The organism is Nonomuraea sp. NPDC049649 (genome assembly GCF_040675175.1).
Taxonomy (GTDB): Bacteria; Actinomycetota; Actinomycetes; order Streptosporangiales; family Streptosporangiaceae; genus Nonomuraea.
This window is the reverse complement of record NZ_JBFAOH010000010.1, coordinates 36,301-49,474: the sequence shown is the minus strand read 5'-3', so window position 1 is coordinate 49,474 and position 13,174 is coordinate 36,301. Positions and strand designations below refer to the sequence as shown.

The 13,174-nt window shown below is 70.8% G+C and carries 14 protein-coding genes; 7 read left to right on the top strand and 7 right to left on the bottom strand.

All coding sequences use genetic code 11. The features are described 5' to 3' along the window. Positions 1-90 precede the first annotated feature (90 nt). Together AB0J42_RS15795 and AB0J42_RS15790 are read left to right on the top strand one after the other, a co-directional pair. A complete protein-coding gene (locus tag AB0J42_RS15795; protein ID WP_364294214.1) occupies positions 91-573 on the top strand; it encodes a MarR family transcriptional regulator in 483 nt (160 codons plus the stop codon). A gap of 91 nt (positions 574-664) precedes the next feature. Then, entirely contained in the window at positions 665-2,041 is a 1,377-nt protein-coding gene (locus AB0J42_RS15790) for a serine/threonine-protein kinase (protein WP_364294211.1), read from the top strand. Positions 2,042-2,046: 5 nt separating this feature from the next. On the opposite strand, the gene AB0J42_RS15785 is transcribed toward AB0J42_RS15790, so the two are convergent. Further along, positions 2,047-2,991, bottom strand: a complete 945-nt coding sequence (locus tag AB0J42_RS15785; protein ID WP_364294208.1) for an acyltransferase domain-containing protein — start codon at positions 2,989-2,991, stop codon at positions 2,047-2,049. 118 nt (positions 2,992-3,109) lie between these two features. Between AB0J42_RS15785 and AB0J42_RS15780 the strand changes: the two genes are divergently transcribed. Then, positions 3,110-3,979 carry an LLM class F420-dependent oxidoreductase gene (locus AB0J42_RS15780; RefSeq protein WP_364294205.1) on the top strand — a complete coding sequence of 290 codons (870 nt, stop codon included), beginning with the start codon at positions 3,110-3,112 and terminating at the stop codon, positions 3,977-3,979. 49 nt (positions 3,980-4,028) lie between these two features. Here AB0J42_RS15780 and AB0J42_RS15775 read toward each other — a convergent pair whose 3' ends face one another. After that, positions 4,029-5,456 (bottom strand): hypothetical protein, encoded by a 1,428-nt coding sequence (locus tag AB0J42_RS15775; RefSeq protein WP_364294202.1) that lies wholly within the window; start codon positions 5,454-5,456, stop codon positions 4,029-4,031. Between the two features lie 221 nt (positions 5,457-5,677). Between AB0J42_RS15775 and AB0J42_RS15770 the strand changes: the two genes are divergently transcribed. Continuing rightward, on the top strand, positions 5,678-8,197 hold the full coding sequence (locus AB0J42_RS15770) for a DUF262 domain-containing protein (RefSeq protein WP_364294199.1): 2,520 nt from the start codon (positions 5,678-5,680) through the stop codon (positions 8,195-8,197). Here the strand turns inward: AB0J42_RS15770 and AB0J42_RS15765 are convergent. The 4 genes from AB0J42_RS15765 to AB0J42_RS15750 all read right to left on the bottom strand — a co-directional run bounded on the left by AB0J42_RS15765 (position 8,190) and on the right by AB0J42_RS15750 (position 10,196). Then, positions 8,190-8,435 (bottom strand): hypothetical protein, encoded by a 246-nt coding sequence (locus tag AB0J42_RS15765; RefSeq protein WP_364294196.1) that lies wholly within the window; start codon positions 8,433-8,435, stop codon positions 8,190-8,192. The genes AB0J42_RS15770 and AB0J42_RS15765 overlap by 8 nt on opposite strands. 115 nt (positions 8,436-8,550) lie before the next feature. After that, positions 8,551-8,937: a hypothetical protein gene (locus tag AB0J42_RS15760; protein ID WP_364294193.1), complete on the bottom strand. Its 387-nt coding sequence runs from the start codon at positions 8,935-8,937 to the stop codon at positions 8,551-8,553. 201 nt (positions 8,938-9,138) lie between these two features. Beyond that, a complete protein-coding gene (locus tag AB0J42_RS15755) occupies positions 9,139-9,651 on the bottom strand; it encodes a hypothetical protein (protein WP_364294190.1) in 513 nt (170 codons plus the stop codon). A 104-nt stretch (positions 9,652-9,755) separates the two neighbouring features. Then, on the bottom strand, positions 9,756-10,196 hold the full coding sequence (locus tag AB0J42_RS15750; RefSeq protein WP_364294187.1) for a hypothetical protein: 441 nt from the start codon (positions 10,194-10,196) through the stop codon (positions 9,756-9,758). A 49-nt stretch (positions 10,197-10,245) separates the two neighbouring features. Between AB0J42_RS15750 and AB0J42_RS15745 the strand changes: the two genes are divergently transcribed. Further along, positions 10,246-11,160: a helix-turn-helix domain-containing protein gene (locus AB0J42_RS15745; RefSeq protein ID WP_364294184.1), complete on the top strand. Its 915-nt coding sequence runs from the start codon at positions 10,246-10,248 to the stop codon at positions 11,158-11,160. Here AB0J42_RS15745 and AB0J42_RS15740 read toward each other — a convergent pair. Beyond that, a complete protein-coding gene (locus AB0J42_RS15740) occupies positions 11,109-11,474 on the bottom strand; it encodes a DUF4345 family protein (RefSeq protein WP_364294181.1) in 366 nt (121 codons plus the stop codon). The two genes, AB0J42_RS15745 and AB0J42_RS15740, sit on opposite strands and share 52 nt — an antisense overlap. A 151-nt stretch (positions 11,475-11,625) precedes the next feature. Here AB0J42_RS15740 and AB0J42_RS15735 point away from each other — a divergent pair, with 151 nt between their 5' ends. Further along, entirely contained in the window at positions 11,626-12,648 is a 1,023-nt protein-coding gene (locus AB0J42_RS15735; RefSeq protein ID WP_364294178.1) for an LLM class flavin-dependent oxidoreductase, read from the top strand. A 90-nt stretch (positions 12,649-12,738) separates the two neighbouring features. Next, on the top strand, positions 12,739-13,173 hold the full coding sequence (locus AB0J42_RS15730; protein ID WP_364294175.1) for a hypothetical protein: 435 nt from the start codon (positions 12,739-12,741) through the stop codon (positions 13,171-13,173). Position 13,174 lies beyond the last annotated feature (1 nt).

The window sequence follows — 13,174 nt, the reverse complement described above, 5'->3', positions numbered from 1 at the left end:
TAGTTTTGTACGATTAACTTTCGAGCTTTGGAAGAGGTAGGATGGCTCGACAGACCGGTGAGGCGAAGGTTTCAGCAGAGAGCAGGGCCCATGTCAGTCACCCGCACCGCCGAAGTCGAGGCTCAGGAGGAGGAGTTCCTGGGCCTGAACGAGCTCATGTGCTTCGACCTGTACTCCGCGCAGCGGGCGGTGATGTGCGCCTACCGGCCGCTGCTCGACAAGCTCGGCCTGACCTACCCGCAGTATCTGGTGCTGGTCGCGCTCTGCGAGGACGGCCCGTCCTTGGTCAAGAGCCTGTGCGCCAGACTCCATCTCGACTACGGGACGCTGACCCCGCTGCTGAAGCGCCTGGAGGCGAACGGGCTGGTCGTACGGCGGCGCCGCGCCGACGACGAGCGGCTGGTCGAGGTATCGCTCACCGAGGAGGGCCTGGCCCTGCGCCGGCAGGCCGACGACATCGTCCCCCGCCTGGAAGCCGCGATGGGGCTGACCGAGGAGGAACTGGCGCAGACCAGGACACTGCTGCGGCGACTCACCGGCAACCTCATCGCCCGGGCGGACGAGAGCGGCTGACGGCCAGGAAGGTCGGCTGACCCCGGCGCGTTCGCTTCGGTATTCGCTTACTGTCCTAGGCAGAACCGGAGCGAGGAGGAAGACGTCGGGGATGAGCACGCGGACGCACGAGCAACTGGGCCCGTACCGGCTGATCGAGAAGATCGGCGAGGGCGGCATGGGGGTCGTCCACCTCGGGCTCGACGGCGCCGGCCGTGAGGTCGCGGTCAAGGTGCTGCACCCGCACGTGGCGGCCGACCTCAAGGCGCGCGACCGGCTGGCCCGCGAGGTGGAGAGCATGCGCCGGGTGCGCAGCCGGTACGTGGCCGAGATGCTCGACGCGGAGCTCACCGGTTCCAGGCCGTACATCGTCACCCGGTTCGCCCCGGGCCGGACGCTGGAGGCGACCGTGCGGGAGCGGGGCCCGCTCAAGCCCCGTGAGGTCGTGGCGGTCGCCCGCAAGCTGTGCCAGGCGCTGGTCGACATCCACGACGCGGGCGTGATCCACCGCGATCTCAAGCCGTCCAACGTCATGCTGGTGGGGGATGAGCCGCTGGTCATCGACTTCGGCATCGCCCACCTGGTGAACGCGACCCGGCTGACGCAGTCCGGGATGTTCGTGGGCACGCCCGGCTACCTGGCGCCGGAGGTCATCCGGGATTCGCGGATCACCCAAGCGGCCGACGTCCACTCCCTGGCCTCGACGGTGTTCTTCGCCGCGACGGGCCTGTCGCCGTTCGGGGCGGGCACGTTCGAGGCGGTCTGTTTCAACACGCTGGAGGGGCGGGCGCGGATCGACGAGGCGCCGGTGTGGCTGCGCGACTGGCTGAGCCGTGCGCTGCGGGTCGATCCGGCGGCGCGGCCCACCGCGCGGGAGCTGCTGCGGCTGGCCGACGCGCTCGATCCGGCCGCCGGGCGCACGCGCGTCATGCGCGCCCCGCTGCCGCCGGTCCCGGTCGCGCCGACCGTCCGGGCCGAGCTGCCGGAGCCTCCCGGGCCTCCGGCGGCGCCGAGGGAGCCTTTCGACCTGCGGCGGTTCGTGGCCGGCAGCGACTTCTGCGGCGTGCTGATCCTGGTGACGCTGATGGCGCTGACCGTCGTCAAGCCGGTGGCGGTCGGCCTGACGGTGGCGGCGCTGTCGCTGGCGTTGCGCGCCGGGGCGTACTTCCTGGGGGAGAACCGGCGGACGTTGTCCAGGGTCGTGCTCGTCACGCTCGGGCACGTGGTGCTGGCGCTGGCGCTCGGCGTCACCGCCGCGGCCCTGCTGCACTCGACCGGCCGGCTGGGCACCAGGCATGTGGAGCCGCTGGCGGCGAGCGTGTTCACGCTGGGGCTGTTCGTGCTGCCGGGCGCGGGGACGGTACGGCAGGCGGCCTCGCGGACGCTGGCGCGGCTGCTGCCCGGCCATCGGGCGCTCACCATGTCGGTGGCCGTGCTGGGGCCGATCGCGCTGATCGCCATGATCACGGCCCTGACCGAGCTGCTGTAGGGGCCCTACAGGGGGAAGCGGCCGCGGCGCCAGTGCCAGTGGCCGCCCGCCTTCAGGTGGTCGATGATCGCGCGCTGGAGCACGGTGCCGCGCGGCAGCCGGTCGAGCGGCGTGGTCAGGCTGCGGAACACGAACCGCAGCGCCTCCACGTCGGGGTCCAGCCCTTCCGGCTGCTCGTAGGGCTCCAGCTCGAACCTCTGCTGGAACCGTACGATGTTGGAGTCTTCAGGCAGATACTCCCGCAGCTGCGGGTCGAGCAGCCACGAGCCGCAGGCGAACGCCGTGTAGCGCTCGGCGGGAAAGCAGCGCGGGAAGAACGCGCGGGCCTGGTCGAGCGAGGCGTCGACCGCCTCCGGGGTCAGCGGACCCGACTCGGGGATGTGCAGGTCGATGACGCCGTCGCCGCGGTGGTGCTGTAACCGGCCCAGCTCGTACAGGCCGCCGCGCACGTGCAGGGTCAGCCAGCTCTGCATGACCGGCCAGCCCTCGCCGCGCATGCGCCGGTCGACCGCGAGGTTGCGGCCCAGGTCCGCGAGCGTGGCCCACGACACGGCGTCGGGGACGCCGTGGTCGCGGTGGTACGTCCGGACGGGGCCGATCAAGGCCAGGTACGCGTACACGTACAGATGACGCCAGGCCAGGCCGCGATCGCGCGGCAGCTCCGGGCCGGGCGGCAGCCACACGGAACCCCCGAGGTCGGCGCGGACCAGCGCGATCGAGCGGTCGAGCAGCCAGAGCAGCTCCGGAGTCCACAGCGGAGAGCCGGGGTCGGGCCAGCCCGCCATGATCTCGGCGGCGTCGTCCGGCGGCACCGCGAGCCGGTCGAGGAGTGCGGGCGCCTCGGACTTGGCGGGCAGCGGGGCGGACGGCCGGTCACCGGCGAGCCGGTGCACGCGTGCGACGTCTTCGGCGGGTACGCCGAGCCGGGCGGCGAGGTCCTCAAGATCCACGCGGACATCCTATGTCGGTGGGGATGACCCATATTTGACAGTCCCTCGCGGTCAGCCCGGGCGAGGCCGGGCGATGATAATCGGCGAGTTCGGCTGGATATGAGCGCGGAGGCCAGGAATGCGGATCGGTGTCGTCTTTCCCCAGACCGAGATCGGGGCGGACGCGGGCGCGGTGCGCGCCTACGGGCAGGCGGCCGAGGCGCTCGGCTACCGGCACGTGATGGCCTACGACCACGTCGTCGGCGCCGACCCGGAGGTGCACCGGGGCTGGCGCGGCCCGTACGACGTGAGCAGCACGTTCCACGAGCCGATGGTCCTGTTCGGCTACCTCGCCGCGCTGACCTCGCTCGAACTCGTCACCGCCATCATCATCCTGCCCCAGCGCCAGACGGCCCTGGTGGCCAAGCAGGCCGCCGAGGTCGACCTGCTCAGTGAGGGCCGGCTGCGGCTGGGCGTGGGGCTCGGGTGGAACCAGGTCGAGTACGAAGCGCTCGGCCAGGACTTCGGCACCCGGGGCAGCCGGATGGAGGAGCAGGTCGGGCTCTTGCGCAGGCTCTGGACCGAGCCGTCGATCACCTTCGAGGGCGCCTTCGACAGGGTGACCGGAGCCGGGCTGGCCCCGCTGCCGGTGCAGCGGCCGATCCCGGTCTGGTTCGGCGCCCAGTCGCCCCGGGCCTACCGCCGCGCCGGGCGGCTGGGCGACGGCTGGTTCCCGCAGGTGTCCCCGGGCCCGGAGCTGGAGGAGGCCAAGGCGATCGTCGAGGGCGCCGCCGTCGAGGCGGGCCGCGATCCCGGTTCGCTCGGCATGGAAGGGCGGGTCGGCTGGACGGGCAGCCAGGAGGCTCTGGCCGAGCTGGCCGGCCGGTGGCGCGAGGCCGGGGCCACCCACCTCGCGGTCAACACCATGGGGGCCGGGCTCGGCTCGGTCGACGGGCACCTGGCCGCGCTGGAGTCCGCCGCGGAGGCGCTCGGGCTGCGTAACGACTAGGTGATGTACCTGATCCGCGCGGAGCCGGCGACGTCGCCGTCGATGACGGTCACCGGACGGCGCCGCCCTGGATGAGGAGGTTCTCGTACCAGGCGGCGTGCGGGTGGTCGGTGGCCGGGAAACCGGCCAGCGGGCGGGTCGCCTGAGAGGCGGCGTTGAAGTTCCAGCCCCGGACGATCCGCCCCGCCTGCCGTGCCGCGGTGATGAACGACGACTGCGTGGCCGGGGCGGCGTAGAACAGCGCGTCCTGCTGGAGCTCCGCGCTGTCGCCCCGCTGGAACTCGGTGAAGGCGACCTGCTGGTAGCGGATGCGGTCGCCGGAGCGCGTGGCGGTGTCCACCCGGAGGGTCTGGGCCGGGGCCGGGCCGTCGGCGCCGGCCCAGACATGCACCCGGGAGGCGCCGCTGACCGCGGTGGACCTGTCGTAGCGGGAGTCGGCGGTCTTGGCGTTGCCCGTCCAGGCGACCGTGCGGGCGGCGCGGTCGAGCGTGCCGGTCCAGGTCCAGTTCTGGCTGTTGCTCTGGCTGCGGTGGATCTCCCGCAGCCGGGTGCCCGAAGCGTCGGTGAACCGGATCGTGGGCAGCACGCCGCTGTCGTACCTGCGGCTCGGCGACCAGGTGATCTCCCCGTCGCCGGCGAGCTTCCCGGTGCGGTACCACAGCGTGGTCGCGCTCTGCGACTGGTGGACCTCGACCACGTCGCCGTGGTCGTTGAGCGCCACCGCCGGGGTCACACCCGAGTCGTAGCGGCCGTGACGCAGCCAGGTCACCGTGCCGTCCGGCTCGTACCTGCCGCTCCAGTACCAGAGGTGGCCCGAGCCCGAGCCGTGCACCTCGACGACCTGGCCCCGGCCGTTCATCGCGACGGCGGGGCTGCTGCCGGCGTCGCGCTTGTAGAGCGTACGGGTCCTGGCGTCGCCGGACAGCACCGCGAGGACGCGGCCGCGCAGCTCGCCCACGGTCGGCGGGGTGGCCGGGTAGTCCGAGGCGCGCAGCAGCTTGTCGCCGAACACGCCGGTGAGCGTGTCGTTGAGCGCGGCCAGGTTGCCGGCGGCGTACGAGGTGTTGTCGGTCAGGTCGTCCTTGACGTCGAGCGCGACGGTGATGGGCGCCGCGGCGGGATGCTCCGCGGCCCAGGTGTCGATCACGGTGAGCCAGTCGCGCAGCAGGTTCGAGGCGGGGTTCCCGGCGTGGTCCACGAGGTCGCCGGGGGAGTCGTGGCCGATCGAGTAGTCGCGGTTGGCCGCGTACCCGTTGTCGTGGATGTCGAGCTCGATGAACCGGACGCCCTGGTCGAGCTGGCGGACGATCGAACCCCTGGTGCCGTCCAGGTCGCCGGAGTAGCTGTTGTGCGTGGCCCGGAAGACCGCCGAGGGTAACGGCGGGTCCGCCACCGCGCCGGCGGGACCGGCGGGCAGCAGGAGCACGGCGGCGAAGAACGCGGCGAGCACGGACAGGACGACTCGGGGCTGGCGCATCGGCTGATCCTCAGGGGTCGGGGGACCTCCAGAAAACACGATCATGGTCCCCCGGCCAACCCCTGCACCAGTCCTGGGGTGTTTGCCGAACATATCGATTTTTAGTACGAAAGACTTTCGTCTGTCGTTTATGAATAGGTAGTTGAGAGCCTTTGATTGCGGCTGCCCGGCGGAGGTCCTAACTTGTAGGTCTTGAAAGCTCGGGTGACGAACGGAATGGTATGAAGGCGAACGAAACCACCCTCCGCAAGCTCATTCAGGGCGACCAGCAATTAATGGTCCCTCTTTACCAGCGTCAATACACCTGGGAACGTCCGCAGCTCACCCAGCTGTGGGCCGACATCACCGCCCAGGTCGACGTGCTGGCCTCGCAGCGGGAAGACGCGCCCAGCCACTTTCTGGGATCCGTGGTCCTCGCCCCGGGGCCGGAACTCGCGCCGAGCCGGTCCCAGTGGATCGTCGTGGACGGACAGCAGCGTCTCACCACCCTGATGCTCGCCCTCTGCGCGATCAGGGACCACCTGGTGGCCGAGGATCCCAGGGCTCGGGAACGAATCAACGAGCTGCATTTGATCAACAAATTCCAGCAGGGGGAACTGCGTTACCGGCTTCTGCCCACCCAGGCGGACCGGGCCGCTTTCAAGGCGTGCGTGGACGGCACGCTGGAGGGTAAGTCGGACAGCCTGATCGGCAACGCCTACCAGTTCTTCCGCGGAGTGCTGAAGGACTTCGACGATCCCGCCGACCCCCACGACATCGACCGTGTGGAGTCGGTGCTGCTGGACCGGCTCAACCTCGTACAGATCCTCGTAGAAAAGGACGACAACGCGTTCCGCATCTTCGAGTCGATCAACAATACGGGCATGCGGCTCAGCCAGGTGGATCTGATCCGCAACTACCTTTTCATGTGCCTGCCCACCCGGGGCCGGCACGTCTACGACGAGTACTGGAAGCCGATCCAGGACCTGCTGGACGCCAAGGCCATGGAACAGCTGATGTACCTAGTGCTGGTCCTGAAGGAAGGCGGCGAGGCCCAGTACAACGCCGTCTACCGCGGCCACCAGCAGCTGCTCCTGGCGCTGTCCGGGGACGAGCACCGCATCGAGGAGTACGCCCGCGACCTGTACCGGCGTGCCCGGCATCTCAAGCAGATCCTCTCTCCCGCCGACGACCTGCCGTTCGCCGGGCGGCTGCGTTTCCTCAGAGAGTGGCAGGCGTCGACCGCTTATCCCGTGGTGATGCGGCTGCTGGAACTGCGGGAGGACGACTGCGTCGGCGACGAGGAGGTGGAGGAGGCGCTGGCGTACGTCGAGAGTTTCCTCGTCCGCCGCCTGATCGCCGGGGTCACCACGAGCAACCTCAACCGCATCTTCCAGCGGCTCGCCACCCAGCTGGTGGCGGAAGAGGAGGTGCCGCGGGCGATCCGGGCCGCGCTGTCGCCCGCCAGGCTGTACTGGCCCTCCGACGAGCAGCTGCGGGAGGAGATCCGCAGCCGCGCCTTCTACTGGCAGGGGCGGACGGTCCAGCAGAAGCTGGTCCTGCGGCGCATCGAGGAGTCGCTGGGCAGCAAGGAGCGGGTGGACCTCGCCGACAAGCGCATCACCATCGAGCACGTCCTGCCGCAGTCCATGACCGCCGACTGGCTGAGCGAACTCTCCGAGGAGGGCGACGACGCCGACCTGCTGCATCGCCAGCTCGTGCACACCCTGGGCAACCTCACGCTCAGCGGCTACAACTCCGAGCTGAGCAACAACTCCTTCGCCGCCAAGCGCGAACGGCTGAGCCAGAGCGGGCTGGTGATGAACCAGGAGATCGCCGCCTGTTACCGCTGGGGGAAGACCGAGATCCTGGCCCGATCCGACCGCCTCGCGGACCGGGCGATCGCCCTCTGGCCCGGTCCCGAGGAGTCAGGCAGGGGCAGCGCCGCCTCCCGCGACTGGACACAACTGCACAGCGCCCTGGCCGCTCTGCCTGCCGCCACCTGGACCTCGTACTCGGACCTCGCCGAGCTGATCGGCTCCCATCCGGTGCCCGTCGGGGTGCATCTGGCGAGCGTCCCGGTGCTCAACGCGCACCGGGTCCTCACCAGGTCGGGGCAGGTGTCCGACGGTTTCCGCTGGGTCGGCCCCGACGACGGTCGAAACGTACACGAGGTCCTGAAAGCGGAGGGGCTCGTCTTCGACGAGGCCGGACGCGCCTCCCCGGACCAGCACATCAGCGTCCGTGAGATGGCCGAGCTGCTCGGCCTGCCCATCACCGCGGACCTGGCCGCGACAGAGGCCTGCGGCGATGAGCCCCCTTCGCCGCAGGCGTCGACGGCGCTGCAAGAGCGTTTCCTGCATCAGCTCAACGAGCAGAGCGGGCCGCAGGCTGCCGGGGCGGTTCAGCGGCTGCTGGAGCACTGGCGCTCGCGGGGCGGCGAGCTCCAGTACGGGACCTCCGCCGCCGCCTCCTGCGCGCCGATCGTCAAGGCCGGCGGACAGTCCCTGTACGCCGTCCGCTTCTACGCCAAGACCACCGAGATCCCCTTCGGGCTGCTGCGTAACCGCGAGCCGTTCGACGATCCCGCACTGCGGGAGGAGCTCCGCCGGCGCCTCAACGACGCGCCCGGCATCGACATTCCCGTCGCCAAGCTGGAGCTGTACCCCTCCATCAAGAACAGTCAGCTGGCGAGCGTCGCCGTGTTCGACGTGGTCGTCGCGGTGCTCGACTGGTTCATGGCCAAGGTGGGCGTCAGGTGATGTCCAGGACGGCCTTGCCGTGGAGCCGCCGGTTCAGGAGGGCGTCCATCGCTTTGGGGGCCTTGTCCCAGGGGCCGCGCCAGGAGATCTCTGCGGTGAGGACGCCGGCGGCGACCTTGGCGGCGAGCCAGGTGAGGTCGGGGCCGGCAGGTAGCAGGAGACGATCGAGCGGTCGTGACCGCGGTCGCCGGACAGCAGCGCGTACGGGAAAGCCGGCGTCCTCGGGGACGGTGCCCAACAGATCGAGACCTGGGCGTCCGGGACCCGTATCCTGCGCGACCACCTCGTCCCTCGCGGCGGCACGGTCACCGAGGTCGCGCTCACGGACGGGCGTGTTCCCCGCGGTGGCGCAGTCACCGAAGGCGCCCCCACGGACTCGCGCGTTCCCGGCGGTGGCAGACGCCCTCACGGACCTTTGCGACGAGATCGCCGAGAGCCGCGCGACGGCCCTGCTTCTCCTGACCGGTTACCCGGAGCCGGCGGTGCCGATCGTCCAGGCCGTCCGCCGCGACCGGCGCCTCCCGGATGTGATGATCGGTGCTCCGGCCGGACAGCCGGAGTTCGCGGGATGGGTGGCGTCCCTGGGCGGCGATGGCGCCGGGATTCCGTTCCTGCGCTACCTGTCCGAGCGCCTCGGCCCGCGCGGCGTCCGTGTCGAGACGGCTCTGCGTGAACGGCTGGGCGAGGAGCCCTCGTTCGTCGCCTTCGAGGGGTATGACACGGCCGTGCTGCGTTCCCATGGCCCCCACATCGCGGCGTCGTGGCCGGAGGTCGAGGGCACGCGCGGGCAGATCCGGTTCTCCCGTACGGAAGGCGTCTGGCAGTGGGCCGGAGCGCCGATCCACATAGCCGACCGGGACCCCCGCCAGGCCCCAGCGCTTCCGGGTCCTGCACACACACGACGGCCCGGAACAGAGCTCCAGGCCGTCGTGATCAGGCGGCTACAGGTCGCCGGCGGTGAACGCCTTCATCTCCCTGCCGTGGACGGCCAGGGCGTAGATGACGAGGACGTCGACCGCGATGACGATCGCCGACCAGATCGGGTAGGCGGGCAGGTAGGCGAAGTTGACCAGCGCCTGCAGCGCCGCCAGGCAGATGCCGACCACCCGGCCCCAGGTCTTGCCGGCCATGACGGCGGCGCCGGCGAGGAAGACGACGACGCCCAGCACCAGGTGGACCCAGCCCCAGGCGGTGTAGTTGACGGGAACCGCCAGGCCGCTGGCGGTGACGAGGAAGAAGTCCGTGTTGAAGATCGCAACCAGGCCCATGAACGCCTGGAAGCAGCCGAGGATCATCATGCCGATGCCGGCGAACAGTACCCAGCCGAGCCAGCCGGTCGGCCGGGGCTGTTCCGCAGTCGGCTGTACGGGTGCCGCCGGCGCTTCCTGACGGGCTTGAGTGGGGATCTGGTTCCGCGACGCCTGTTGTGGGCGTGCGTGCGGTGGATTGGTCATGACCGGCTCCCTCCGCCGGGCGGGGCTTGCGGGCGCGGTTCACGCCCGTGCGCCGCCATCCGGGATTCAGCGGTTCGGGCAGTGTGATGTACCTATAAATCACCCTATTCCGGTACGAGTCGCGCATCTTCCTTGTGTTTCCGTGCAATCACTAAAGAAGGCCTTACCCGGGTCCGGATGGTGATGACGCCCGCTACGGCCAGCGCGACCAGCGCCCCCACGTCCGCCAGCGCTACCGGGGTCAGATTCGGGTGGACGCCGCTGCCGGTGAACACCAGCAGAATGAACGACACCTTGCCGATCGCGGCCCCCGCCAGCACCGGCATCCGCAGATTCGGCACGACGGCGGCGGCCAGCAGCGCCGCGCCGAGCAGCGCGAGCATCACCGCCCGGTGCCGTAGCAGCAGCGTGCTGGTGGCGTCGGCGGCCACCACGCCATAGGTGTCCAGTCTCGACGGCAGCAGCGCGACGAGGCCCGGGGCGAGGTTGAGCAGCCCCACGGCGCCGAACAGCGCCGTGCCGATCTTGCGGGTGAACGAGCGCACCGTATCCTCCAAGAACGTTCCGACCCCGTAAAGCCTGCTGGAGGCCCCGATGCCGGCGCTTTCACGAACCCGTCGCGGCACGGCGGCGGTGTGGCTCTGGCCGGGCCGCGCCCTGTACGCGGGGCCGTCCCTGCGGCTGGGCCCGCACTCCGGCGCGGTGGCGTGCGTGGCCGTCGGCGTGGACGCGCCTTTCTCCGTACGGTGCGCGTCCGGCGCCGAGCTGCGGGCGCGGACGGCGCTCATCCCGCCCCGGGTCCGGCACCACCTGGTCGCGGGCGGCGACCGCATGGTCTTCCTCTACCTCGACCCGGGCTCGCCCGCGGACCGGGCATGCCGGGCCAGGTTCACCACAAGCGACGGCGGCGCGGGCTCGGCCGAGGGCCGGGCGTGCCGGGCCGGGTTCGCCCCGGGCTCGGGTGCGGATCGGGCCGGGTTCACCCCAGGCGACGGCGTCATGACCGGGCACGAGGCCGAAGAAAGCCTGCTGGCCGGAGCGGCCGCCATCTCCGTGGACAGCCCGGACGAGCAGATCGCCGCCTGGACGGCCGAGGCCACCGGACATGAGGCGCCGTCGCTCACCGACCCCCGGATCGACGCCGCGATGCGCCGCCTGCTGGGCTCCGCCGAGCCGCTGCCCGCCGCGCTGCTGGCCGCCGAACTCGGGCTGTCGGAGTCGCGTTTCCTGCGGCTGTTCCGGGATCGTACGGGAACGTCCTACCGGAGGTTCCGCCTGTGGGCGCAGATGCACCGGGCGGCCCGCGCGCTGGCCGCGGGGGAGAACCTCACGCGGGCCGCGGCCGACGGCGCCTTCGCCAGCCCGTCGCACTTCAGCACCGCGTTCCACGCGATGTTCGGCCTGCCCCCGAGCGCCCTGTTCGCCGGCCGCCCGGCGATCCGGTGCCTGGACGCTCATCAGGCGACGGCCAGCAGCGCCCCGCCCCCGGCGGCCTCCACCCAGAAGTAGAGCCAGGAGGGATAGAACGCCGAGGGCCGCTCGACCATCCGCGCCACCAGCCGTCCGGAGGCCATGCCGAGCAGGGCCGCGGCGACGGTCACGGCCACGCCCGTCCGGATCCCTCCGGTGTCGGCCGCCGCCGCGATCAGGAGGCCCGCGACGGCCACGCCGAAGCCTCCGTACACGGCGCGGATCTCGGTCCGGGCCTCGGCGGTGTCGGCGGCGATCCCGAACGGCCTGATCAGCGCGGCGGGAGCGAGCAGCCCGTACAGGCCCATCCCGAGGAAGAAGACCGCCACCACGACGATCACGACAGCCGGCATGAAGGTACTCCTTGAGGTGAGATGTGTGTGCCAGCCTCGCGCCCGCAGGCCAGGCCCCGCTTCCATCGACCTGCCCCCGGAATGTCCTTGACGTGAGGAATCTCGCGCCTGCCCCCGGAATGTCTTTGACGTGAGGAATGTTGAAGCGCGTATGAAGAAAATCGGTTTCCTGAGTTTCGGTCACTGGTCGTCGTCGCCGTACTCGAAGGTGCGCAGCGCCTCCGACACCTTGGTGCAGTCGATCGAGCTGGCCGTGGCCGCGGAGGAGCTCGGGGCCGACGGCGCCTACTTCCGCGTGCACCACTTCGCCCGGCAGCTCGCCAGCCCGTTCCCGCTGCTGGCCGCCGTCGGCGCGCGGACCAGCCGGATCGAGATCGGCACGGGCGTCATCGACATGCGGTACGAGAACCCGCTCTACATGGCCGAGGACGCGGGCGCGGCCGACCTGATCGCGGGCGGGCGGCTCCAGCTCGGCATCAGCCGGGGATCGCCCGAGCAGGTGATCGACGGCTGGCGCTACTTCGGCTATCAGCCCGCCGAGGGCGAGACCGACGCGGACATGGCGCGCCGGCACGCCGAGGTCTTCCTCAAGGTGCTGGAGGGCGAGGGGTTCGCCCAGCCGAACCCGCGGCCGATGTTCCCCAACCCGCCCGGCCTGCTGCGCCTGGAGCCGCACTCGGAGGGGCTGCGGCGGCGGATCTGGTGGGGCTCCGGCTCGAACGCCACCGCCAAGTGGGCCGCCGGGCTGGGCATGCACCTGATGAGCTCCACGCTCAAGGACGACGAGAACGGCAAGCCGTTCCACGTGCAGCAGGCCGAGCAGATCGCGGCCTACCGGGAGGCGTGGCGGGAGGCCGGTCACGAGGGCGAGCCGCGGGTGTCGGTGAGCCGCTCGATCATGCCGATCGTCGACGACACCGACCGCGCCTACTTCGGTCACGAGCGCACCAGCTCCGACCAGGTCGGCTTCATCGACGACACCACCAGGGCCATCTTCGGGCGCACCTACGCCGCCGAGCCCGACGTGCTCGTCAAGGAGCTGGCCGCCGACGAGGCGATCGCCGCGGCCGACACGCTCCTGCTGACGGTGCCCACCCAGCTCGGCGTGGACTACAACGCTCACCTGATCTCGTCCGTCCTGAAGTACGTCGCCCCCGAGCTCGGCTGGCGCTGACTGTCACAAAACGGACAAATCACTCCTAAATTGCGGTTACCCTCGGTTAACTCCGGAAAAAGGAGCGCTCCCCCTCTGAAAGGTCGATCAATGCGCAACGATGCCGTGTGGGTCCGGGGCGTGACCGGAATCCAGCTGCACCACACCACGGACCTGCAGGACGCCGGGCGGTTCCTGGGCAACGCCATGATGGCGCTGCGGGCCGCCCACGCCCGGACCGGTGACGACAGGTACTCCGACCTGGTCTCCCGGCTGAAGACCCTGGTGGCCGAGACCCGCACGCTGGAGACCCAGGCCCGCACCCGCCTGGAGGGGCTGCACGCGACCGATCCGGAGCAGTTCGTACGGTGCCGCGAAGGCGAGGACCCCTGGCCGGACGAGATCCAGGCGGGGTTCATCCCCCGGCACACCTGCCACGACCGGTGCCTCTATCACGACCACGACGTCCTGGACGCCATCCTGCAGTGCACCTGCGGCCGCCCGCCGTGCCGCGCCTGCGCCATCGGCGGCAAGCCGGAGAACTGAC

Excerpts from the sequence above, each read along its gene's own strand:
- AB0J42_RS15755 (WP_364294190.1), bottom strand. The coding sequence starts at position 9,651 with ATGACCAATCCACCGCACGCACGCCCACAACAGGCGTCGCGGAACCAG.
- AB0J42_RS15745 (WP_364294184.1), top strand. The coding sequence starts at position 10,246 with ATGCCGGCGCTTTCACGAACCCGTCGCGGCACGGCGGCGGTGTGGCTC.
- AB0J42_RS15775 (WP_364294202.1), bottom strand. The coding sequence starts at position 5,456 with ATGCGCCAGCCCCGAGTCGTCCTGTCCGTGCTCGCCGCGTTCTTCGCC.
- AB0J42_RS15795 (WP_364294214.1), top strand. The coding sequence starts at position 91 with ATGTCAGTCACCCGCACCGCCGAAGTCGAGGCTCAGGAGGAGGAGTTC.
- AB0J42_RS15770 (WP_364294199.1), top strand. The coding sequence starts at position 5,678 with ATGAAGGCGAACGAAACCACCCTCCGCAAGCTCATTCAGGGCGACCAG.
- AB0J42_RS15790 (WP_364294211.1), top strand. The coding sequence starts at position 665 with ATGAGCACGCGGACGCACGAGCAACTGGGCCCGTACCGGCTGATCGAG.
- AB0J42_RS15760 (WP_364294193.1), bottom strand. The coding sequence starts at position 8,937 with ATGGGAACGCAGCACGGCCGTGTCATACCCCTCGAAGGCGACGAACGA.
- AB0J42_RS15740 (WP_364294181.1), bottom strand. The coding sequence starts at position 11,474 with ATGCCGGCTGTCGTGATCGTCGTGGTGGCGGTCTTCTTCCTCGGGATG.
- AB0J42_RS15735 (WP_364294178.1), top strand. The coding sequence starts at position 11,626 with ATGAAGAAAATCGGTTTCCTGAGTTTCGGTCACTGGTCGTCGTCGCCG.
- AB0J42_RS15780 (WP_364294205.1), top strand. The coding sequence starts at position 3,110 with ATGCGGATCGGTGTCGTCTTTCCCCAGACCGAGATCGGGGCGGACGCG.
- AB0J42_RS15730 (WP_364294175.1), top strand. The coding sequence starts at position 12,739 with ATGCGCAACGATGCCGTGTGGGTCCGGGGCGTGACCGGAATCCAGCTG.